General features: G+C 39.4%; 21 protein-coding genes, 1 pseudogene and 2 riboswitches. Of the genes and pseudogenes, 18 read left to right on the top strand and 4 right to left on the bottom strand.

Annotation, left to right across the window (positions count from 1 at the left end; all coding sequences use genetic code 11):
* Positions 1 to 123 precede the first annotated feature (123 nt).
* From GXK58_RS01090 to GXK58_RS01030, 13 genes and pseudogenes are all read left to right on the top strand, one after another.
* Positions 124 to 882 carry a Cof-type HAD-IIB family hydrolase gene (locus GXK58_RS01090; protein WP_160719056.1) on the top strand — a complete coding sequence of 253 codons (759 nt, stop codon included), beginning with the start codon at positions 124 to 126 and terminating at the stop codon, positions 880 to 882.
* Positions 883 to 982: 100 nt separating this feature from the next.
* Entirely contained in the window at positions 983 to 1183 is a 201-nt protein-coding gene (locus GXK58_RS01085) for a cold-shock protein (RefSeq protein ID WP_160719054.1), read from the top strand.
* Positions 1184 to 1357: 174 nt separating this feature from the next.
* Entirely contained in the window at positions 1358 to 2821 is a 1464-nt protein-coding gene (katA, locus tag GXK58_RS01080) for a catalase KatA (RefSeq protein ID WP_160719052.1), read from the top strand.
* Between the two features lie 117 nt (positions 2822 to 2938).
* Positions 2939 to 4195, top strand: coding sequence for a CapA family protein (locus GXK58_RS01075; protein WP_160719050.1), 1257 nt, complete (start codon positions 2939 to 2941; stop codon positions 4193 to 4195).
* A 124-nt stretch (positions 4196 to 4319) separates the two neighbouring features.
* A complete protein-coding gene (locus GXK58_RS01070) occupies positions 4320 to 4790 on the top strand; it encodes a GyrI-like domain-containing protein (protein ID WP_160719048.1) in 471 nt (156 codons plus the stop codon).
* A gap of 378 nt (positions 4791 to 5168) precedes the next feature.
* Positions 5169 to 5317: riboswitch (FMN riboswitch) on the top strand.
* 167 nt (positions 5318 to 5484) lie between these two features.
* Complete coding sequence (gene ribE, locus GXK58_RS01065; RefSeq protein ID WP_160719046.1) at positions 5485 to 6144, top strand: riboflavin synthase; 660 nt, start codon at positions 5485 to 5487, stop codon at positions 6142 to 6144.
* A 31-nt stretch (positions 6145 to 6175) separates the two neighbouring features.
* Positions 6176 to 6802: pseudogene (gene ribB, locus GXK58_RS01060) on the top strand (3,4-dihydroxy-2-butanone-4-phosphate synthase); the annotation flags it as partial.
* Positions 6803 to 6823: 21 nt separating this feature from the next.
* Positions 6824 to 7294, top strand: coding sequence for a 6,7-dimethyl-8-ribityllumazine synthase (gene ribH / locus GXK58_RS01055; protein WP_160719042.1), 471 nt, complete (start codon positions 6824 to 6826; stop codon positions 7292 to 7294).
* A 151-nt stretch (positions 7295 to 7445) separates the two neighbouring features.
* Positions 7446 to 7632: riboswitch (cobalamin riboswitch) on the top strand.
* Between the two features lie 127 nt (positions 7633 to 7759).
* Positions 7760 to 9595: a DUF4430 domain-containing protein gene (locus GXK58_RS01050; protein ID WP_160719040.1), complete on the top strand. Its 1836-nt coding sequence runs from the start codon at positions 7760 to 7762 to the stop codon at positions 9593 to 9595.
* A 54-nt stretch (positions 9596 to 9649) separates the two neighbouring features.
* Positions 9650 to 10477, top strand: coding sequence for a DUF4430 domain-containing protein (locus GXK58_RS01045; RefSeq protein WP_160719038.1), 828 nt, complete (start codon positions 9650 to 9652; stop codon positions 10475 to 10477).
* An 18-nt stretch (positions 10478 to 10495) separates the two neighbouring features.
* The gene (locus GXK58_RS01040; RefSeq protein ID WP_160719036.1) at positions 10496 to 11374 is read left to right on the top strand and encodes an energy-coupling factor transporter transmembrane component T; all 879 of its coding nucleotides are present in this window, start codon (positions 10496 to 10498) and stop codon (positions 11372 to 11374) included.
* Entirely contained in the window at positions 11356 to 12978 is a 1623-nt protein-coding gene (locus GXK58_RS01035) for an ABC transporter ATP-binding protein (RefSeq protein ID WP_160719006.1), read from the top strand. Before GXK58_RS01040 ends, GXK58_RS01035 begins: the two co-directional genes overlap by 19 nt.
* Positions 12978 to 13676, top strand: a complete 699-nt coding sequence (locus tag GXK58_RS01030; RefSeq protein WP_160719004.1) for an ECF transporter S component — start codon at positions 12978 to 12980, stop codon at positions 13674 to 13676. The genes GXK58_RS01035 and GXK58_RS01030 overlap by 1 nt, the downstream gene beginning before the upstream one ends.
* 103 nt (positions 13677 to 13779) lie before the next feature.
* On the opposite strand, the gene GXK58_RS01025 is transcribed toward GXK58_RS01030, so the two are convergent.
* Positions 13780 to 15882 carry a transglycosylase domain-containing protein gene (locus GXK58_RS01025; protein WP_160719002.1) on the bottom strand — a complete coding sequence of 701 codons (2103 nt, stop codon included), beginning with the start codon at positions 15880 to 15882 and terminating at the stop codon, positions 13780 to 13782.
* Between the two features lie 163 nt (positions 15883 to 16045).
* On the opposite strand from GXK58_RS01025, the gene GXK58_RS01020 reads away from it, so the two are divergent.
* Together GXK58_RS01020 and GXK58_RS01015 are read left to right on the top strand one after the other, a co-directional pair.
* Complete coding sequence (locus GXK58_RS01020) at positions 16046 to 16312, top strand: phage holin (RefSeq protein WP_160719000.1); 267 nt, start codon at positions 16046 to 16048, stop codon at positions 16310 to 16312.
* A 183-nt stretch (positions 16313 to 16495) separates the two neighbouring features.
* Complete coding sequence (locus tag GXK58_RS01015) at positions 16496 to 16708, top strand: hypothetical protein (protein WP_160718998.1); 213 nt, start codon at positions 16496 to 16498, stop codon at positions 16706 to 16708.
* A gap of 39 nt (positions 16709 to 16747) precedes the next feature.
* Here the strand turns inward: GXK58_RS01015 and GXK58_RS01010 are convergent, their stop codons facing one another.
* Positions 16748 to 16984, bottom strand: coding sequence for a hypothetical protein (locus GXK58_RS01010; RefSeq protein ID WP_160718996.1), 237 nt, complete (start codon positions 16982 to 16984; stop codon positions 16748 to 16750).
* 168 nt (positions 16985 to 17152) lie between these two features.
* On the opposite strand from GXK58_RS01010, the gene GXK58_RS01005 reads away from it, so the two are divergent.
* From GXK58_RS01005 to GXK58_RS00995, 3 genes are read left to right on the top strand one after another with little or no spacing between them, the layout of a single operon-like run.
* Complete coding sequence (locus tag GXK58_RS01005; RefSeq protein ID WP_160719738.1) at positions 17153 to 18742, top strand: spore germination protein; 1590 nt, start codon at positions 17153 to 17155, stop codon at positions 18740 to 18742.
* Positions 18739 to 19953, top strand: coding sequence for a Ger(x)C family spore germination protein (locus tag GXK58_RS01000; protein ID WP_160718994.1), 1215 nt, complete (start codon positions 18739 to 18741; stop codon positions 19951 to 19953). The genes GXK58_RS01005 and GXK58_RS01000 overlap by 4 nt, the downstream gene beginning before the upstream one ends.
* Before the next feature lie 25 nt (positions 19954 to 19978).
* Complete coding sequence (locus GXK58_RS00995) at positions 19979 to 21121, top strand: GerAB/ArcD/ProY family transporter (RefSeq protein ID WP_160718992.1); 1143 nt, start codon at positions 19979 to 19981, stop codon at positions 21119 to 21121.
* A 52-nt stretch (positions 21122 to 21173) separates the two neighbouring features.
* On the opposite strand, the gene GXK58_RS00990 is transcribed toward GXK58_RS00995, so the two are convergent.
* Positions 21174 to 22814, bottom strand: coding sequence for a PAS domain S-box protein (locus tag GXK58_RS00990; protein WP_160718990.1), 1641 nt, complete (start codon positions 22812 to 22814; stop codon positions 21174 to 21176).
* A gap of 119 nt (positions 22815 to 22933) precedes the next feature.
* On the bottom strand, positions 22934 to 23434 hold the full coding sequence (locus tag GXK58_RS00985) for a GNAT family N-acetyltransferase (RefSeq protein ID WP_160718988.1): 501 nt from the start codon (positions 23432 to 23434) through the stop codon (positions 22934 to 22936).
* Positions 23435 to 23557 lie beyond the last annotated feature (123 nt).

Below are 23557 nucleotides of genomic sequence, written 5' to 3'. Positions count from 1 at the left end.
CTGACAAGCAGGATATTTTTATTAACAATAAAAATATTATGTAAACCTAATAGGTACTTTTTGAAATGAGACGTTGAATAGTGTTATCTTATAAAAGAACATGGGAAGGGGGATTCTTACACAATGGAATACTTTAAAAATACGGTTGACATCAAGTTAGTTGCACTTGATATGGATGGGACACTTCTAAATAATCAAGGGCAAGTATCCAAGGCGAATCGTGAAGCGATTAAGGCTGCTAAAGACAAAGGTATATATGTCGTCCTAAGTACAGGCCGTTCCATATTAACGGTTCGTGATCATGCCGATGACTTGGAGTTAACCTCCTATTTAGTTACAGTAAATGGAAGTGAGGTTTGGAATGAAAAAAGAGAGTTGGTTGAACGAAACCTTGTGAATACTGAACATATCCAGTGGATGTGGGATCTGTCCAAACAGCATAAAACAAGGTTCTGGGCCATTAACTCAGAGAAGACCTGGCATAATGAAATGCCTGAAGATTTACATAAATGGGAATGGCTGAAATTTGGTTTTACGATTGATGATGATATGACTAGAGAATTAGTGCTAAAGGAACTGATTTCAAGGGGAGAATTTGAATTGACTAATTCTACCTTGAAAAACATAGAAGTAAATGCAACTGGTATAAATAAGGCCAGAGGATTATCAGTTGTTTGTTCTAAGTTGGGAATAGAAATGGAGAATGTAATGGCTGTTGGCGACAGCCGGAACGATTTAATGATGATACAAGAGGCTGGTCTGGGTATTGCGATGGGAAATGCTCAAGACATAGTAAAGGAAACTGCAGACTGCATCACAGCAACAAATGAGGAAGATGGAGTTGCTAAAGCAATCCAAAAATGGGTGCTGGACAATAAATAATAATTGGGTGGTTTAAAAAGTTGTTATTAGGGTAAACTAATTTTGCAAGTAAATATTGCAAAAATTATTTATAGCTAGATGCTAGGAGGCTACAAAGTACATGGAACGTGGAAAAGTAAAATGGTTTAATGGTGAAAAAGGTTTTGGATTCATTGAGCGAGAAGGCGGAGAAGACGTATTTGTTCATTTCTCAGCTATTCAAGGCGAAGGTTACAAAACATTGGATGAAGGTCAAGAGGTTACATTTGAAATCGAAAATGGCCAACGCGGACCGCAGGCAGTTAACGTTCAAAAACAATAACCTACCAATAAAACAGACTCTCGGACTCGAGGGTCTGTTTTTTTTTTGTCTGTCCCTCCATATTAGTATCTATTGTAATTTATATTAATTTATAATAATTTTAATTTAATATTGATTTTTATTAAATTTATATTATAATCTAGTTATAGAAAAAATAGATTAAGAGGTGTTTAAATGAGTAACACATACAACAAACATTTAACAACTGGAACAGGCGCGCCTGTAGGTGATAACCAAAATTCAATGACGGCGGGTTCACGTGGACCAACTTTAATACAGGATGTACACTTACTAGATAAATTAACTCATTTTAACCGAGAAAGAGTTCCTGAGCGTGTTGTTCATGCTAAGGGCGCTGGAGCACATGGGTTTTTTGAAGTCACAAATGATATGTCTAAATATACAAAAGCAAAATTGTTTAATGGAGTTGGACAACGCACACCAATGTTTATTCGTTTTTCAACTGTTGCCGGCGAATTGGGTTCAGCCGATACGGTTCGTGACCCGCGTGGCTTTGCGGTTAAGTTTTATACTGAAGAAGGCAACTATGACTTGGTAGGGAACAATACTCCTATATTCTTTATTCGTGACGCGATTAAGTTTCCTGACTTTATCCATACACAAAAAAGAGATCCTAAAACTCATTTGAAAAATCCAAATGCGGTATGGGATTTCTGGTCACTATCCCCTGAATCCTTACACCAGGTAACCTATTTAATGGGGGACCGAGGTCTGCCGGCTACACTAAGGCATATGAACGGTTACGGCAGTCATACCTTTAAATGGGTAAATGAGGACGGAGAAGCTGTATGGGTAAAATATCACTTTAACAGTGAGCAAGGTGTAAAAAATATGTCTGCTGATGTTGCGGCTAAATTAGCTGGTGAAAACCCTGATTACCATACAGAGGATTTATTTAATGCGATTGAAAATGGAGATTTCCCGGCTTGGAGACTGCATGTCCAAATTATGCCTTTTGAGGATGCAAATACCTATCGCTTTGACCCGTTTGATGTCACAAAAATTTGGTCTCATAAAGATTATCCTTTAATTGAAGTGGGTCGAATGGTTCTTAACCGGAACCCGGAAAACTATTTTGCAGAGGTTGAACAAGCAACCTTCTCACCTGGCACTTTGGTACCTGGAGTAGAAGCATCCCCTGATAAGATGCTGCAAGGCCGGATCTTTGCCTACTCCGATGCTCACCGCTACCGTGTGGGTCCTAACCATAACTTATTGCCAATCAATCGTCCGAAGGCAGAAGTAAATAACTATCAACGTGATGGTGCGATGCGCTTTGACAATAATGGCGGCGGCTCTGTTTACTATGAACCTAATAGTTATGGCGGTCCAAAGGAAGTACCAGAACATAGGCAGACACCATTTGAAGTAACTGGTGCAGCAGCACAAGTTGCCTATGATCATAATGACCATTACACACAAGCCGGGGATCTCTATCGCATAATGTCTGAAGAAGAGCGTACACGTCTAGTTGAAACGATTGTAGTTGCGATGAAACCGGTAGAGAGAGAAGACATTAAATTACGTCAAATCGAGCATTTTTATAAAGCTGACCCTGAATACGGTGAAAGAGTGGCTAAAGGTTTAGGTTTGGCCATTCCGCAAGAAGTGAAGTAAAAGGCTGATGGCTGTTCTATTATGGAACAGCCTATTTTTTATGTTTTTCTACATATTTCGACAGCGTTTTTGTGTTCCTCTTATTAAACTATCTAATAGATAGGAGGAATTTCTGAAATGGTAAAAAAAACGTTTGTATTAATATTATTTTTAGTTTTGTTTGGAGGTATCACTCTGCCGGTTCAAGCGCAAGAATACACTCAACAAACTAACTTATATAGGACGAATGAGCAATCATCTATTGATACTTCTTCCTTTTATTTTGACTTTTATGGGAAGAAAATTTTTGGGAGATTTTTTAAGGACTCTGTGAGAAAACCAATTTCCACGTTTTATTCGCAAGCTGTAACCATCCAAAAAAAGCTTTCAGGAACTCTCTTTAATCTGCCTAATCAGACCAGTTCTTCAACGAATGAGAAACCAATTCGTCTATCTTTTGCCGGTGATGCCATGATGGATTGGTCGGTTAAAGAAACGATTAAACAAAAGGGGCCAGATTATCCATTTGTACAAATTAAAGAGGAACTGCAATCAAGTGACCTTAGCGTGGTGAATTTGGAAACTTCCATTACATCAGGCGGAACGAAACAAGGAAAACAATATACTTTTCGCTCCGATCCAATCGCATTGACTGGTTTGAAGAATGCAGGATTTCAGCTAGTCAGCCTTGCAAATAATCATTCGTTAGACTATGGGCAAACGGGTTTTACGGATACATTAGCAAATTTACATCAGTATCAATTAGATTATGTTGGAGGCGGGCACAATCGCGAGGAGGCATATAAGGCTGGAACTTATTCCTTAAATGGTAAAACAGTAAAAATACTAGCTTTCTCCAAGGTCCTCCCTGACTACTCCTGGGTTGCCACGGATTCAAAACCCGGCCTGGCCAATGGATATGATCTGAATCTGATTGAAAAAACAATTCAAATCGAAAAGGCAGACGCTGACTTTTTATTTGTGTTTATCCATTGGGGAGTAGAGAAGAACCGTACCCCTGAGCCATTTCAGAGGGAGTGGGCTAGGGGAATCATTGATGCAGGCGCGGACGGCGTAATTGGCAGCCATCCCCATGTTTTACAAGGTTTTGAGTACTACAAAAATAAACCGATAGCCTATTCGTTAGGAAACTTCTTATTTCCTGACTATATTAAAGGGAATGCTGCTCAAACGGGAATTCTTCATCTTGATTTGGATGAGAATCATATTAAGATGACGTTTGTTCCCTTTCTAATCTCTCAGGATCAAATTGTCAGCCAAAGTGAACAAGAAAAAAGTGTAATTTGGAAGGAACTCCAGGGTTTATCATACGGGGGATTGACCATTCTGAATGGAGAAATAGTCGAGCAAACAACCTTAGCCGAAACGAATTAAGACTACCGTTATATTAATAAAGTATTAATCACTAATTTTTGGATAGCGTCGAATTTTTTATGCAGGAATTTTAGGATATTCTACGAATTATAGGAATAGGATGGAACTAAAAGGGGGGCTAAAAATGAGTATAAAAGTCATTGAAAAAGATGAAATCAAAGTAGTTGGATTGCCGTGGTCTGGAACCTATTCCGAAATAAAGACAATCCCAAGGCTTTTTAACAAAATGGAAGAAAGGCTCGGGGAGGTTGCCTGCGTGACAAATGAACCCGTTGTGATTTCCCCATTTCATAGCAGGGAAACCGAGTTGACTGTTTATGTGACAAAACCTGTTCAAAAAATTGAAAATGTTCCAGAGGGAATGGTAGGTTTTACGATTCCGAAGAAAAACTATGTATTTACTACGCATAAGGGCAGGCTAGAGGATGTTGAAAATACATATGTTGAGCTGCTTAAATGGATGGAAGAATACGGTTACGAACAAGACCATCAAGCTTTAGGGTTAGAAGTCTTCAAAGAAGAGCATAAAGAGAAAAATGTGTCAGGAGATTTGCATTTTGATATTTATGTACCGGTTAGGTCATATAAAAAGTAATCAAGAAGAAGCTTTAACTCCTATCAGGCTGTCGAAAAATCCTCGACAGCCTCTTTTTTTATGCTTGGCAAAGTTCAAATAAGTGTGTAGCAAAACTTAGGTGATTTACCCCCTGTTGATTGGAGTGGAAGGCTGCGAAGACTCCTGCGGGAGTACGGGGCAGGGGAGACCCCGCAGGCGATTAAACGCCGAGGAGGCTCTCCGGCACGCCCGCGGAAAGCGAAGCCGCCTGGAACGGAAATCAACAGACTATTTGCAGGCACGATTATTAAATTATCTGTTTGAATGAATATATGAAGCGGTTAACTTTTGAAGAAACATTGGAGCATTTCCCTTTACTATTCGGATTAAGTATAATAACATAATAAACAATCTAAATATTTCCTTCGGGGTCAGGTGAAATTCCTAACCGGCGGTGATGAAGCTTTAGCTTCTTAGTCCGTGACCCGGTTAACCGTAATGGTTAAACGGTGGATCTGGTGAAACTCCAGGGCCGACAGTTAAAGTCTGGATGGGAGAAGGAAAAAAATGCAGGTTTTGAGAAGGGATGAAGTATGCCCATTTCTAACCTCTATTTCCTATTGTCATTTTTAAAGACCCTGAAGAATTCTGTTTCTTTAGGGTCTTTTTTATTTTATTGAAGAAACTAAGAGAAACAAGGAATGCCTTAACCAAATGAAGGAGAAGAAGGATTATGTTTACCGGAATCATCGAAGAGATAGGTAAAGTAGCGAAGATACAGCGGACTGCTAATTCGTATGTATTAACGATTGAGGCCGAAAAAATACTACAAGATGTACAACTTGGTGATAGTATCGCTGTTAATGGGGTCTGCCTGACGGTTACTTCTTTTTCAGGAAAGCAGTTTTCAGTCGATGTGATGCCAGAAACAGTTAAAGCAACCAGTTTAAATAACGTCCAAACTGGTTCAAAGGTTAATTTGGAACGGGCAATGGCAGCAGGGGGACGATTTGGCGGCCACTTTGTTTCTGGTCATATTGATGGAACAGGGACAATTACAAGAAAACAAGCGTTTGAAAATGCTGTCTATTATGAAATCGCAGCAGATCCCGAGTTATTAAGGTATATCATTGTAAGGGGTTCGGTGGCAGTAGACGGGACAAGTTTAACCGTTTTTGAGGTTTCCGAGACTAGCTTTACATTATCACTAATTCCTCACACTTTATCTGAAACAGTAATTGGCTTAAAGGGCTCAGGTGATATTGTAAATTTGGAATGCGATATGATTGGTAAATATGTCAGTCATTTTATAAAAAACCTTGGCAATGAACCACAACAAAAGAAAAATTCAGGGATTACCCAAAGCTTTTTAGAAGACAACGGTTTTTATTAGGCAAATAGACGAATGGAATAGGAGTGATTATATGTTTGATCCAATTGAAGAAGCTCTTGCAGATTTAAAAAACGGTAAGGTTGTCATCGCTTGTGATGATGAAGACAGAGAAAATGAAGGTGATTTCATCGCGCTGGCTGAAAAAACTACACCCGATGTCATTAATTTAATGGCTACACATGGAAAAGGGCTTATCTGTGTTCCGATTGAGGAAGAATTAGCAGAAAAACTTGATTTAAAGCCAATGGTTGAGCACAACACGGATTATCATGGTACGGCTTTTACCGTAAGTGTTGACCATAAATTTACGACTACAGGGATCTCTGCTTTTGAACGGTCGGCTACCGTGTTAAGTTTACTGGACCCAGATGCAAAGCCAGAAGATTTTAAACGCCCTGGTCATATGTTTCCGCTTATCGCAAAAAAGGGCGGCGTATTGCAGAGAAATGGTCACACAGAAGCTGCCGTTGACCTTGCCAAATTATGCGGAGCGAAACCAGCTGGGGTTATTTGTGAAATCATGAATGAAGATGGCACTATGGCCCGTGTTCCACAGCTTCGAGACATAGCCAATAAATTGAACCTAAAATTGATTACAATCAAAGCTTTGATTGATTATATAAACAAAATAGAAAGTCCTTTAAAAACGAAGGCAGATTAAAACACTGGAGGAATCAACATGACAAATATTTTTGAAGGAAATTTAGTAGGTACTGGTTTAAAAATTGGGATTGTCGTTGGAAGGTTTAATGAGTTTATTACTGGTAAATTATTAGACGGTGCACTTGATTCGTTAAAACGACATGGTGTAGGTGAAACCGACGTGGATGTTGCATGGGTGCCAGGTGCATTTGAACTTCCTTTAATTGCTCAAAAGATGGCGTTCAGTAAAAAATATGATGCGGTCATCACATTAGGAACTGTCATTCGCGGGGCCACACCACACTTTGATTATGTTTGTAACGAAGCGGCTAAAGGAGTGAATGCCACTGCCTTAGCAAGCGGCATTCCAGTCATTTTTGGAGTATTAACAACGGATTCTATCGAGCAGGCAATTGAACGTGCAGGTACAAAAGCGGGGAATAAGGGCTGGGATTCAGCAGCAACTGCGATTGAAATGGCAAACTTATGCAGAAATATTGAACAATAATTGCCAGTTAGTTTAGTTAAGAATTCAACCATTCTAAATCAGAATAAGACAGGCTGTATTACAACGCCTGTTTTTATTCTGGTATATGATTGATTTTAAATTAGGTATATACAAAGTAATCCTCTTATCTATATAATGGACCTATCATAAAAAAATAGCACGGTAAACAGGTGCTTTAGTCTTTACTAGACTATAAGCTTAATAGGGAAGTTGGTAGAAGCCAACGCGGTCCCGCCACTGTAAATGGGAGCAGCCTATAGACGTCACTGTCGAAAGATGGGAAGACATAGGGAGCAATGATCATGAGCCAGGAAACCTGCCTGTTTTAAAGCACAACAGCCTACGCGGATAGGAGAGTGTTAAATTAGTAACGTCTACCGTTCTAATTTAATGTACATAACACTCCTCCTCCTTTAAAGGGGGATTTTTTTATGTCAATTTTCAGATGAAAGGAATGCGAAGAGAATGTTAAAAAGAAAGAATCCTTGGATGGCTTTACTGCTGGTCTTCATGGTGTTAACAAATGGCCTGCAAACACCGGTACAAGCTGCTGAGGTAAAACAAGGCACATTATCGGTACTAGGTCTTGACTCCGCCCCAATAGTCCAGGAAAAGACACTTCAATATGGGGAGAAAGAAACAGCAACCGAGGCTTTAAAGGATGCTGTCGGTGAAGACAAGATTGAATTTACAGATACTAGTTATGGACCGATGCTTACCGGTATTAATGGGGTTAAGCCAGGGGAAAATCAATTTTGGGCCTTTTTTATAAATGGAATTGCAGCACAGGTTGGACCCGATTCATATGTGGTTCAAAATGGAGATAAACTTACATTCCGATTAACAGATTATACAAAACCAGTACAATCTGCCGTTTCTTTAAAAGTTATCGATGATAAAAAGAATGTAGTGGCCGATCTTTCATCCGTTGAAGTGATTGGTACACCTAATGCCTTTCAGCTTTTACAAGCTGCCTTAGGAACCGATCAAGTTGGATTCGAGGAAACACAGTATGGAAAAATGATTACCTCTATTAAAGGGATTAAAGCAGAAGGAACAAACTACTGGGCCTTTTATGTGGATGGAACGATGGCTTCAGTTGGAGCTGAGAGCTACCAGCTAAAGAATGGAAACCAAATCAATTTTCAACTTGAATCCTATGCACCAGCTCCTGGAGAGGGCGATGGGGAAACGGAGCCAACAACGCCGGCTCAACCAACAACACCAACGGAACCAACAACACCAACGGTAGAAACCATCTCTTCAGAAGATCTTAAGGCAGCTGTCAATTCCTCAAGTGACTATGTACTTAAGAACGAAATCGGTGATTGGCAAGTGATTGCTTTAAAGCAGGCAGGCAAAGAAATTCCATCTAATTATCTTAATGATATCAAAGCAATCATAAAAGAAAAACAAGGCAATTTTTCAAAAATTACTGATACTGAACGGTATGCCCTTGGAATACTAGCTGCGGGTGGTAATCCAACTAATGTAGAGGGTTATGATTTAATCAAATCTATTTATAATGGAAAAGTGACAAAACAAGGTTTAAATGGAGTTGCCTATGCGCTTATTGCTCTTGAAAGTGCCAACTTCAATATTCCAAGTTCTGCTCAATGGACGAAAGAAAAACTGATTACCTATCTAACAGAAAGACAGAATAGTGATGGCGGCTGGGCTTGGGACGAAAGCTCAACAAGTGATATCGATACAACAGGTATGATAGTAACAGCTTTGGCACCATTTAAAGATCAGGCTGCAGTACAAAAAAGTGTGGAGGCAGCGGTCAGCTACCTATCAAGTCAATATCAAGCATCAAAAATTGACAATAGTTCCACAGCAGCTCAAGTAATCATTGCCTTATCCGCTGTAGGAATCGATGCGAACAGTGATGATTTTTCAAAAGAAAATAGTGGTCTTGTTCAGTTCTTACTAACTTTCCAAAATAAAGATGGTGGTTTTGACTGGCAAGGTGGAGATGTAAGTGACACTTTTTCAACTGCACAAGGTTTTCAGGCATTGGTTGCCTACAAGCTTCTTTTAGAGGGTAAAGGCTCTTTATACCATTTCAACCTTGCAAATGAGCCAGTCGTTGACAAACCTGTAAACAACACGCCTGTAAACGACACTCCTAAGGCGGAACAGATATCGTCGACTGTGGTACAAAAAGACACAAACAACCAGACCGGCCATGCACTTCCAAATACAGCCACGAATATGTATAACCTTTTGGCTTTAGGAATATTGCTTATGATCGCAGGCGGATACTTTTTCTTTAGACAAAGAAAATCTAATGCTTAAAAAACTTTTAATCCCCTCTTGGTTTCCAAGAGGGGATTGATTGGGGGAAACGACATGAATAAGGGATTTAAATATACATTTCTTCTTTCCATCTTATTAGTAATCTTGAGTTTAGCCGGCTGCGGTTCAACAGACGAGAGCAAGCAGGATACAAATAAAGAAACAAAGACGGTAGAAGTTACAGCAAAAGCAGACAATAAAACGGAGCAAACTCCAAAACAACAGACTGCAGAAGAACCATCGAAAAACACTTCTGCATCTACAGAAAAAACGGCTGAAGAGCCTGCTGAAAAGAAAACTGTAAGTGAAGAGAGTCCAGCAGCGCCAAAGGAAAGCGTGGCTTCTACGACTAAAACAACAGATTCTCAAACAACAACTAATAACAATAAAACAACAACGTCTGCAACAAAACCTGCAGCGACGCCATCAAGTAAAACTACTAGTACTCCGGCGAAGACAACAACAAATACAACATCAAATAAAACGACAAATACAACCCAAAAAACCACAACTAGCACTGCCGCTAACACAACGGCAACTGCTCCTAAGCCAGCTGCACCAGCACCAAAGCCAGTGTCGACTGCAACCTTATCGATTGTGGGTCCAGAAGGAACCATACTTTCGTCTTATAAAGTAAAAATAAATACTGGATATACTATATTTGACGTGGTTAAACAAGGAGCTAAAGAAAAGGGAATTGTGGTGGACTCAACAGGCAGTGGTGCGACTGCATATATCGAAGGTATCGACAATATCTATGAATTTGACTATGGGGCAAAAAGCGGCTGGGTCTTTAAGCTGAATGGTGTCAGTATCAACAAAAGTGTTGGTGCCATAAAAGTAAAAGCTGGTGATCGGATTGAATGTTACTATACAAAATAAGCTTTGGGGGAACAAGCGATGAGAACACGGTTTGACCGCTTTCATCCGCTCGTTTCCTTTCTTTTTTATGCTGGGGCTGCAGCATTATTGATTCTAATGCTGCATCCTATCTTTTTATTCATCAGCTCTTTGTTAGTTTTGATGATAAATATACTTCATGATCGCCTGCAAGGTATTCGGCGATGGTCTGTCTTTATGCTCACCACCTTTCTTCTCATGGTCATCATGAATCCGTTGTTTAATGAAAGGGGCCGCCACTTGTTGTTCGAGTTGAACGATCATCGTTTCACATTGGAGGCGGTTGTCTATGGTGGAATGAATGCACTCTCAATCATAGGAATTATCGCCTTATTTGTATCCTATAATGTCATTATGACTCCAAACAAACTATTATTTTTGTTCGCGAAGATTTTACCGCAATTTGCTGTGCTTCTCATGCTGACACTACGATTTATTCCGTTAATGCGGAGAAGGCTGGAAGACATATCCCTCGTTCAAAAGAGTAAAGGATTATCGGTCAGCCAAGGCAGATGGGGAGCGAGAATGAAAACAGGTATGCTTTATGTACAAACCTTATTAACCTTTTCTTTAGAAGAAGCGATTCAGACTGCTGATTCCATGAAAGCAAGGGGATATGGGAAGGGGCCGCGGACCACTTACGAATATTTTAAAATAAAACAAAGTGATATCGCCGCGTTGATTTATTTACTACTTCTTTTTAGTTTTATCGTCGTCGAACGTATTTCGGGTTTTGGCGTCCTAACGATTTACCCAATTATGGAATCCTGGCATTTATCCATACTGGATACAGCCGTTTTGATTGGTTACAGCATGTTTTTAGGTTTTCCAATATTAGTTGAAGCAGGTGGAATGCTCCGATGGCGCTTATTGAAGTAAATAACGTTACATTTACCTATCCAGACTGCGCGGAACCTGCCATCAGTAATATGTCCTTATCGATTAGCAAAGGGCAATTTGTTGTTCTCTTTGGCGCTTCTGGATCTGGTAAAAGTACACTATTACGTTTATTAAAAAAAGAAATTCAGCCGCACGGTACCTTAACAGGAAACATAGTGATAAATGGACAGTCTATTCGAGAAATGCAGGAACTAAACAAGGATGTCGGCTTTGTTTTTCAAGATCCGGACAATCAGATTGTTGCGGATGATTGTTTACATGAGCTAGTTTTTGGATTGGAGAATATCGGGCTTAATATCAATGAGATGAGAAACCGAGTTGCAGAAATGGTTCATTATTTTGGTGCAGAATCCATTTTAAAACAAAAATCAGAGGAGCTATCCGGCGGGAAAAAGCAGCAGATGAATCTGGCATCCGTATTATTAATGCAGCCCACTATTTTATTATTGGATGAACCAACTGCACAGCTTGATCCTGTTAGTACACGTGAATTTATGGATATGCTTAAACGGCTGAATGAAGAATTTGGGATGACGATTATTATGGCGGAACACCGGCTCGAAGAAGTGTTTACCATGGCTGATCAAATCATCATGATAGATAAAGGTCAGATCGAAATTTCCGGGGAACCTAAAGAGGTGCTACCTAAGCTTTGGAATACTCCTTACAAGGCCTATGTACCGACAATTCCTTCTTTGTTTTTGAGAAATGCCGGGGAAGGCAGTGTTCCTTTAACAGTAAAAGAGGGCAGGGATTGGGTACAAAAACAGAAGCTTGAGCCTGGTTTTCATGCTACAAAAACAGTCTCTCCGAAAATGGACGAACTAATAAAAATAAAAAATCTATCCTTTCAATACGGCAAGAATCGTGATCTGATTCTGGTTGAACTTGACTTAAGCATAAAGCAAGGCGAGTTTTATGCCTTAATGGGCGGAAATGGTTCAGGAAAATCGACGCTGCTTAAGGTAATTGCTGGATTGTTAACACCTGATAAAGGAAAAGTATTTCTCGATCAGGTACCATTGAAAAAATTAAAACAACAAGAGGCAGCAAAAAAAATCGGCTATTTGCCGCAAAATCCTAAGCTTTTCTTTCTTGAGGACACGGTAGAAAAGGAGCTGCAAGCTGCGCTTGATCAGTGGGGAATACCCAATGACAGTGAAGTAAAACAATTATTAAACACATTAGACATCTCCCATTTGATTTCAAATCATCCTTACGATCTAAGCGGCGGAGAACTCCAAAAGGCTGCATTGGCTTGTATATTAATTAGGAAACCTGACATTCTTTTATTAGATGAACCGACAAAAGGTTTGGACCCTATTTCAAAAGAGAGATTAGCTAGTTTACTCTTATCCCTCCATTCGGCAGGAATCACAATTTTGATGTCCACACATGATATTGAATTTGCCGCTCAGTATGCAACTAAATGCGGGATGATGTTCCAAGGTAAGATTACTTCTGAAGATATACCTGAAACCTTTTTTAAAGGCAACTTCTTTTATTCAACGATGATTCAAAGGGTTTTTAGAGGGCTGTCAGAACGTGGAATCCCGATGAGATTTGACGAGGTTACCCAATAATGCGCAAACGTAAGGTATTATTCAGCGTTTTTTTCCTTATCATGATGTTTGTATTATTAGGGCTGAATTCCTTATGGGAGGATTCTTATTTATGGTTCAGTTTTGGAGTGATCTTTATCGCTATTATTCTATTCCTGTACCGTTTCGAAACAAGACTGGTTGAACCGCGCGAATTGGTGCTTTTAGCGGTTTTAGCTTCGATTGCAGCTGTAGGAAGAATTCCCTTTGCAAGTCTTCCTAGTGTTCAGCCAACCACATTTGTAATTATGATGTCAGGATATGTGTTTGGAGCGGAGAGTGGCTTTATGATAGGTGTAGTCGCTGCTCTTGCCTCAAATATGATATTAGGCCAGGGACCCTGGACACCCTGGCAAATGGTGGCCTGGGGTTTAGTCGGTTTAACTGCTGGTCTGTTTAAAAACACTTTGCTGATGAAAAAAAAATGGGGGCAGATCTTGTTTGGGATTGTTTGGGGATACCTGTTTGGCTGGATTATGAATCTATGGGGCTTTCTAGCACTAATGCAATCGGGCGGCGAGCAAACCTGGAAAGCATTTATCGTTTATATGATCGGCAGTGCTGCTTTTGATACCTTTCATGCCATTTCTAATATCTTCTTTTTAGTTGTGTTTGGAGGGATATGGATAAAGATCTTAACAAGATTTAAAAGGAAGTATGGACTACTAGAAAAAAATTAAATTGATGGAACTGTTCTCATAAGTGTCATGAGAACAGTTTTTTTACGAACTAAAACTAAACCCCCCCAAACACAAAAAAAAGAGCACGCAAGTAAGATGCGTGCTAGTCCTGAAGATCCTTTGCTTTATCAATCAACGTATTAATCCCTTCTCCAATATTGTATAAAGCTTTTTCAAGTCCATTTTTCAACTCAGGGGCATGTTCTTTAAGCGTTGAGCCGATTTTCTTTGCATTTTCATTCAATTCCTGTCCAATTGCCTTCGCTTGATCATTAATACTCTTACTAGCAGCCGACTTACCTTCAAGCTGGTCATTAATAGAGGTGACTTCAAAGCTTTCATCAGGGAGGTGGGTGATTGACTCCCGAATCATCTCTTTAAAAATCGGAACTACATTTGAAGAGCTGGCACTTGGTAAATAATGCTGCTTGTCGGTTTGGTCGTAGCCAATCCAAATCGCCCCGACTATATTTGGGGTATACCCGACCATCCACTGATCCTTCGTTCCATTAACCCCACTGAATGGCAGCTGTGTTGAGCCTGTTTTTCCAGCCAGTTGGACCCCTTGGATATGGGCTTTTTTCCCGGTTCCTGTCTCCACCACATTCAACAGCATAGAAGTCATCTCATTAGCCACAGCTTTGGAAGTGACTTTAGTTGTTTTTACCTCATGTTCTCCAATCACATTTCCAGTTGGCCCGACAATTTTGGTGATTAAATGGCTGTCGTTCCGCTCGCCGCCATTCGCAAAAGCTGAGAAGGCATTAGCCATTTGCATTGGTGAAACGCCTTTACTCATACCGCCAAGGGCAATCGCAAGGTTTTCGTCTTCTTTTTCAACCGGTATTCCGAACTTTTTTAATGAAGTTAAGCCTTTATTTAAGCCTATCTCATTTAACAGCCAAACAGCAGGAACATTTAACGATTCCTCGAGGGCTTTGTACAGTTCGACTTTTCCTTGAAAGGTTTTTGAAAAATTCTCTGGTTTGTAATTTCCAAAGGTAGTCGGTTTATCTTCAAGCTCAGATTTATATGAGTAGCCGTTTTCTAGCGCAGGTGTATAGACTGCCAAAGGCTTAATAGACGAACCTGGCTGTGCTTGTAATTGGGTGGCCCTGTTAAAACCACGGAAAACATGTTCACCGCGGCCTCCGACAAGAGCACGGACACCACCTGTGGCTGGATCCATTAAAACGGAGCCGCTTTGAACCAATTTTCCTCCCATACTGCTTGGGAACAAGTAATCGCGGCTATAAATCTTCTCAAGGCCTGTCTGCAGGTTTTGGTCCAGTTCCGTATAAATCCGATATCCTCTTGTAAGGATTTCATCTTGAGTTAGCCCATATTTAGAAATGGCTTCATTTAATACCGCATCAACATAATAAGGATAATTTCGCTCGACAAAGCTGCCGCCGCCATCGTCCAGTTGAATTTTTTCATTCTTCGCGGTATTGTACTGTGCAGCCGTTATCTTACCAAGTTCCTTCATCTTCGCTAAGACAACGTTACGCCGATCCATTGCTCGATCATAGTTATTATACGGACTAAGATAGGTCGGAGACTGCAATAATCCGGCTAACATGGCTGCCTCACTGATGGTTACATCCTTTATGTCCTTATTAAAATATTTTTTGGAGGCATTGCTAATTCCCCAGGCCCCGCTGCCAAAATAAACCTGATTCACATACATTTGCAGGATTTCATTTTTTGAATAAACTTTTTCAATTTTTACCGCTAAAAATAATTCTTCCGCTTTTCGTTTATACGTTTGTTCAGGTGACAAAAGGGCATTTTTGGCCAGCTGTTGTGTTAACGTACTGCCCCCGCCCGTGACTCTTCCTGCAAAAAGGTTTCCGAAAAAGGCGCGTGCAATCCCTTTTACATCAAAACCGCCATGTTGATAGAAACGTTCATCCTCAATGGCGACAATCGCGTTAGGAACATATTCAGGCAGTTCGGAAATGTTTACCCCTTTTGTTCGATTGGTAGCCACGTTGCTTGCTACTTCTCCATCTTTATCGTAAATTACGGTCGGCTCGCTTAAACCTTGTTTCAATGATTCCACGTTTGCCCTTGAGGCAAGCCAGCCAAAGTATGCAATAGTTACTAATACGACAACTAACATGATTAATAAGATTATTTGTGTAAGATGTCTTTTCTTCCAGAATCGGACGATCATTCCCCAAATGGGCTGTAATTTCTCCATGCTATCTCCTGACTTTCAATAGGAATTTTCGATTCCTCTATTATAGAGTTTATCCATTAAAAAGACCAATATTTCGATAATTGACCATGATAAGAGTGGACAACCTTTTTATCTTACAAGCATATGATATTGGATAGATGGTAAGGAGAAAGGGTGGGGAAGAATGATTAACTGGAAAGTACGTTTTAAAAATCGAAAATGGGTAATCGCTTTTATCTCACAAATGATGATTATTGCAGAAACGGTTTTAGCTGGCCTTAACACAATGGGACTTATTTCTTTTCATTTAACAGATGCCATTCAAGATTCAATTTTAACAATCGTTAATTCGGTATTTATCTTGTTATCCATGTTAGGGATTATTCAAGATCCAACAACCAAAGGGTATAGTGACAGCGAACATGCTTTGAAATATAAGGAGCCTAAATAAAGAAAACGTGGTAAGGATCACAATGTAAATGTATGAAAAACATATTCGTTACCAAAATGCCCACAACCTGGAAAAAATTTGATAAAATTAAATCAATAGAATAATAGGAAGAAAATGACAACATAAGAAGTCTTCTTTGATGGGGGACGAATATAGACTTCACAGGGAATGAGGGGGCTAGTTATGTCAATTTGGTATAGGTTAATCGGATTATTCTTTCTATTTGTCTTAATTGAAGAAGCCATTTATTATAGTTGGAATCGTTATCTATATGGAAAGGATTTTGGAAGGCGGCAAAAATGGAAAACACGGCTGCTGCTTGTTTTCTCCTTCTTTAAGCGGAAAGAACATATTGTCATTGAACATAGTGAGTATGAAGAAAAGAGCTCCAGCTAAGGTTGGAGTTCTTTCTTTTTTGTGAAAAGGATTCCGAAGTCAATTAGCTTCAGAATTTCTCTGTCGTCTTTTTTTAAGAAAAGCTTGAAGCAGTTTAAGGCTAAACATTAAGGCAAATAGGAAGATGATTATATATTCAGCTGCCTCCATTACACGGAATGGGTTTAGTGCCTTCCAAAGGAGCGTGCTCGGATCTGTACCCATAATAAAATCAATGAGAATAATTAAGGTTAACATTCCGCCAGCAACAGTAAAAACTACAAGTATGGCTTTCATCTAATTTCACCTACAATCTGCGTTGATATTTAGTATCCATGGTTTTAAACATTCTTATACTGCGAATAAGATGTTCTAGTCTCTTTGGATATTCGTGTGTCTTTTGGGGAAAATACCCATTAACAATTCTTGAATAGGGGGTGGAGGCTCGTGTCAATCCTGTCACAAATGTTGAAGAACAAACAAAAGAAAAGACAGAATGATAATTATAGACAAAAACAAGATCCACTAAAGCCTGAAGAATTACCAATCCTTCGCGATTGTAAAGAAAACATTGACAGAATTAAAGGGGAAACCGGTAATAGTGGAGATGTTGTTATTCGCGAAATTACTGTCAGTGGACATAAAGTGGCATTTCTATATATAGATGGATTAACAGACAGCAAAATGATCAGTGATTTTCTTTTAGAACCATTTATGGAAAAAGAGAGTCTCCCTCCACAACAGGATCTTTTTCAATACATAATTGATAAGGCTGTTGCTTTAGGAAGCATACAGACCATCGATAGTTGGAACCAAATATATGACTCCATTTTTTCCGGGAATACGATTATTTTCGTCGATGGGTATACCAAAGCAATCAGCGGTGAAACAAAGGGCTGGGAAAAGCGCTCGATCACGGAGCCAACGACACAGCTGTCCATCAGAGGACCAAAGGATTCGTTTACAGAAACACTTCGGACGAATACGGCTTTAATACGAAGGCGTATAAAAAGCCCTAATCTTCGACTCGATTCCATGAAAATAGGAAGCGTCACACAAACGGATATTGCGATTATGTATATCAAGGGAATTGCGAATGAAAAAATTGTCGAGGAAATCAAAAAAAGATTAAAACGAATTGATATCGACGGTATTATTGCTTCAGGATATATCGAACAACTTATCGAAGACCAATCTTGGACGACATTTCCAACCACTTTCCATACGGAAAGGCCAGATGTAGTCTGCTCCCAGCTACTCGAAGGAAGAGTGGCCATTGTTGTGGATGGAACACCATTTGTCCTTACAGCACCAGCTATTTTCGTCCAGTTTTTTCAGGCGCCGGATGATTATTATTCCCGGTTTGATATCTCAACAGGTATCCGGCTGTTACGGATTATTGCATTCTTAATCGCTCTTATCGGACCGGCTACCTATATCGCCGCAACAACGTTCCATCAAGAAATGATCCCGACGACAATGGCCATCGCGATTGCTGCACAAAGAGAAAATGTTCCATTCCCAGCTTTTATTGAGGCCCTAATAATGGAAATCACTTTTGAAATCCTAAGAGAGGCGGGGTTGAGGCTTCCTCGTGCGGTTGGACAGGCGGTATCCATTGTTGGTGCGTTGGTTATAGGGCAGGCTGCAGTTCAAGCCGGGTTCGTTTCACCTGTTATGGTTATTGTTGTATCTATTACAGCGATTGCAAACTTTTCAACACCTATATTTGCCATGGCTATCGCTGCCAGGTTACTTCGCTTTGTTCTGATGGGCTTAGCAACCATGTTGGGTTTTTACGGAATGATGCTTGGATTGATGTTTATGGCGATCCATTTGTGTTCGCTGCGCTCATTCGGAATTCCATATATGATGCCGATCGCACCATTTAATATCAAAAATCAACAAGATACTATTGTTCGTTTTCCACTATGGGCACTTAAAAATCGACCTCCATTTATCAGTAAAGGAAATATGATGAGGACTGGAAGTAACCAAAAGCCGGCTCCACCAAGCCCTGATAAAGGGAAAAGTCATAAAGGTGATGAGTCATGAAAAAAGCCTTAACTATCTTAATGATTCTATTTATGCTTTTGCCCTTACTCAGTGCCTGTTGGAATCAAAAAGAATTGACCGATTTAGCGTTTGTTATGGCTATGGGGATTGATAAGGGAAAGGATAAAAGGTTTAAGCTTTCCTTCCAATTAGTTAATCCCGGGAATGTAACAACTGGTCAAGGAGGCGGAGGAGGAGGGGGGAAAGGACTGCCAATCGCTGTGTATCGAAGTACGGGTGATACGATAACTGAAGCAGCTAGAAATGCGACTAAAAAGGTATCCAGGCGTCTGTATTATGCACACACAAATATTGTTGTAGTAAGTGAAGAGATAGCAAAAAAAGAAATGCTTTATATTTTGGATGCACTCGACCGGGATCCGGAATTTCGAACAACAACCGAATTAGTTGTGGCAAGAGGCAGTACTGCTGAGGAAATTGTTACGACCATTACTATTCTTGATAGGCTCCCAGTCAATAAAATTACGAAACAAATTAAAGCTTCAGAAGCCATGCTGGGAGAAAATGCGTCGGTCAACATTGATGATTTCCTTACAGGAGTCGTTAGTAAAGGGAGACAGCCATTTGTCAATGGCTACAAGTTGGTCGGTATTAAATCAAAAGCAAGAAAGGCTGAAAACTTAGAAAAAACTACCACCGATGCCTTTCTTTCTTCAGATGGGTTAGCCATATTTCATGGAGCAAAATTGCGCGGCTGGGTAGACAAGGATGTAGCCCGTGGAATCGTTTGGATACGAAATAAATTGAAAAGTACGGATATAAATATTAATTGGAAAGGAAAGGAAAAGGCGCTGGTGGTATCACCTATACGCTCTAAAACAAAAGTTTCTACTAAATTTATCAATAACAAACCTGTGATTAATATCATGATTAATAGTGAAGGATGGATAACTGAGGCCAACACCGATATTGATTTAACCAATCCGGAGATTATCAGTAAAATTGATAAGCTGACCGAACAAGAAATAAGACGTCAAATTATAGAATCCGTTAATGCTATACAGAAATTAAAATGTGACATTTTCGGGTTTGGAGATAGAATTCATTTATCCAACCCAAAGTTATGGAAAAAGCTCGAGAAGAACTGGGAAAATGAGTTTGCTTCATTAAAGGTTAATGTAGAAGTAGATTTTTATGTTCGCCGCGAGGGCATTCGAACCGTACCGTTTTGGTCCTCACTTGGAGAATAACCCTTTGTCAGGGGGAGGCGAGTGAATGGAAAGTGCAAAAATAAAGGCATTCCAACTGTTTGTTCTGGTTGTTTTATTTGAAATGGGAAGTGCTATTCTGGTTGGGTTAGGAGCACAGGCCAAACAGGATGCCTGGATTACTGTTTTAATAGGTCTTATGGGAGGGCTAGGAGTATTTCTTATTTATTATCGTTTATACAAATACTATCCTGATCTCCCCCTTACAAGCTATGTACAAAAAATAATGGGTAAATGGATAGGCCGGATCATCGGAGTGGCGTATATTATTTATTTTCTCTACTGTGCAGCAAGGGTACTAAGGGACTTTGGGGAATTATTAACCTCGACCATTTATACAGTTACCCCATTAATTGTGATTAATTCTTTAATGATCTTTACCATTATTTATGGTATCCATAAAGGTTTTGAAGTCATTGCCAGAGTGGGTGAACTGTTTTTTATTATTGTTTATATGATGGCATTCACCGGCTTTGCGCTAGTTCTATTCTCAGGATTAATCCACCTTGAAAATCTTCGTCCGATCCTGGAAAATGGCTGGAAACCTGTTTTAAAAACATCTTTAACGGAAACGATCAATTTCCCATTCGGAGAAATGGTAGTTTTTACTATGTTGCTGCCATACTTAAATGATTCAAAAAAGGCAAAATGGGTCTGTTTAGGCGGAATGATTCTTAGTGGAATAAATATTACGATAACAGCGGTGATTAATGTGGCTGCATTAGGGGTTGATATATTTGTCCGAGCTAATTTCCCATTGCTGAGCACTATTTCAAAGATTCAGTTGGCTAATTTTATTGAACGACTGGATGTTTTGTTTATGTTGTATCTGGTTATTGGAGGATTTTTTAAGATATCCTTGTTTTTTTATGCCGCGGTTGCAGGGACAGCTGATATTTTTGGCTATAAGCAACAAAGTAAACTTAGCTTCCCGATGGGGGCTGTGGTTTTATTCTCCTCCATTACGATTGCATCCAATTATGCGGAGCATATAAAGGAAGGATTAGAGATTGTTCCTATTTATTTACACTGGCCATTTCAGATTATCCTTCCGTCAATGCTATTAATTATTGCTTTTTTTCGAAATCGAAAGAAAGCAACAGAAAAAAAGGAAGTGCCAGCAAAAAAAGAGGAAGAAGTTCAGAATTAATAAAGACTGCCTTGCTAAGAATCAAGGCAGTCTTTTCATTGGAAGTAGTTAGCTACTTTTTTATTTTCATTTGTTTAAAAGGAAGTGAAATTTGTACGGAAGTACCCTGATTCTTTTGGCTGTCAAAACGAAGGGTCCCATTGTGGGTTTGGATAATTCGATAACTAACTGTTAACCCTAAACCAGTCCCTTTTTCTTTTGAAGAATAAAAAGGTTCTCCGATTCTTTCTAACCGTTCCTTGGTGATGCCGCATCCATAATCTTTTACATGGATAGTGACTGTTTCACCATCCGTGGAAAGATTAATCTCTACGCTGCTGGCTTTGTCAGAAGCTTCGATCGCATTTTTGATGACATTAATAAATACTTGTTTTAATTGATTAGGTTCACAGTCGATGAAAAGCTCATCTTCCGGAAAAGTAGATACCATTTGCACATTATAGTAAATGGCTTCGGTGCTTAATAAAGATATCACATCACTAAGAAGCTTTTGAATCGAAGCTGTGGTAAATTTTATATGCTGGGGTTTGGCTAAAAGCAAAAGTTCACCAACGATGTGATTGATGCGGTCTAATTCATCATGCATGATCCGATAATAAAATTGATGTTTTTCATCTTCAACTTGTAAGAGCTGGACAAAACCCTTTAACGATGTTAGTGGATTACGTATTTCATGGGCCACACTTGCAGATAATTCCCCAACGACAGAGAGTTTTTCTGTTCTTCTCAGCTGCTCCTCCGTTTTTCTAAGTGTAGTGATGTCACGGCCATAACCAATAATCCCGGAAATTTTCCCATCGACAATGATTGGCAGAGATGTACACTGCAAGGTGATAGTACTACCATTACGGTGTGGAATGTTAATTTCATACACAACCGGTTTTACCTCATCGACAACGGAGTGAATAAAGCCGGACACATAACGTTTATACTTTTTAGGTAATAGAGTAGTAACGTTTTGACCAATCACTTCTTGCCGTTTAAAACCAGTTATTACATCAAAATGAGGATTTAAATTAGTAATGATTCCATCTAAATCCAGCATGTAAACAATATCCGGACTAAATTCGAACAAGGATTTGTATTGCTGCTGACTTTCGGCAAGCTGTTTTGCCATTCGTTTATTTTCCGTAATATCACGGCCAATGACCACTAGTCCTTGCCTGCTTTGATCAGAGTTGAATAGAGGAACTTTAATGGTGTCAAACGTTTTCTTTGTACCATCCGGCATTGGAAGAACTTCTTCAATACGGGTTATTCCACCATTTTCCCACGCTTCTTCATCTGAAATCTCGCAATATCTAAGAGCATCGGCATGAGTCTTAGAAAATTCAGCCAGCTCTGAATCCTTTTTTCCACGATAATCCACATTTTTAAGCCCGAATAATTGCAGGCCAAATTCATTTGCTTCTATCCATCTGCCTTCGCCATCTTTAAAGTTTACAAAGTCAACCATAGAATTTATCAAGGTGGAAAGACGTTTCCGATCTTCTTGTGTATCAGTTAATTCTTGATTCTTACTATATGAAAAATAAATAAATGCACCTGTAACAATAATATAAAATATCTCCTTTGTGCGGTCTATTATACCGATAAAGTGAGAAGGAACAAAGCTGTGAATCAGGAAATTGGTTCCGTAAATCCAAATGATACTGCTAATGATATATAGTACGACTAGCTTTTTTTTATCCATATAATCCCCAATTTCTTTCTAGTAAATTTATTCTAGAATAATACAAAACATATCTACTATATCTTACTTGAAAAACTTGTTTTGTGGAATAAGAAAAGCTATGTTTTCAAATATGGAAATTACAGTCTTTTCCCAAGAATAAGTAAGTCTCTTTCGACCCCGTCGAGCTCTGCTACTTTTGGAAGATGAGCCCATTTTTCAAAGCCAAAGCTCAAGAATAGCTTGAGGCTTGGTTCATTATGGCCAAAAATGAATCCAAGCAGGGTCTTGACTCCAATTTTCGGGCATTCTTCAATAGCCCTTTGGATAAGGAATTTTCCTAGCTTTTTTCCGCGATAATCCTGATGAATATAAATGCTTAGTTCAGCCGTTGCATTATAAGCCGGTCTGCCGTAAAACGACTGGAAGCTGACCCAGGCACAAATCTCACCGTTCGTTTCGACGACCCATAGAGGACGGAAGGCTGGGGAATGTTCGTTAAACCACCTCATCCTGCTCTCGACGGAAACAGGTTCTAAATCGGCAGTAACCATCCGGCCGGGAATAGTGGAGTTGTAAATATCAATAATACTAGGCATGTCATTTGTTTCTGCATCTCTAATTGCAAAATTTTCGTACATAAGAAAGTTCACTCCATTTTAAGTAAATGTCATTTAGGTTTTATGATATCTTTCCATTTCTATGTTTTCAAGAAGTAATTGTATGAAAGAACAGACCCTTTTCGAAATCGAAAAGGGTCTGTC

Origin of the sequence: Bacillus sp. USDA818B3_A, assembly GCF_009928415.1 — a bacterium.
Lineage (GTDB): Bacteria > Bacillota > Bacilli > Bacillales > Cytobacillaceae > Neobacillus.
The sequence above is the reverse complement of the archived record's forward strand: the minus strand, read 5'-3'. Positions and strand labels throughout refer to the sequence as shown.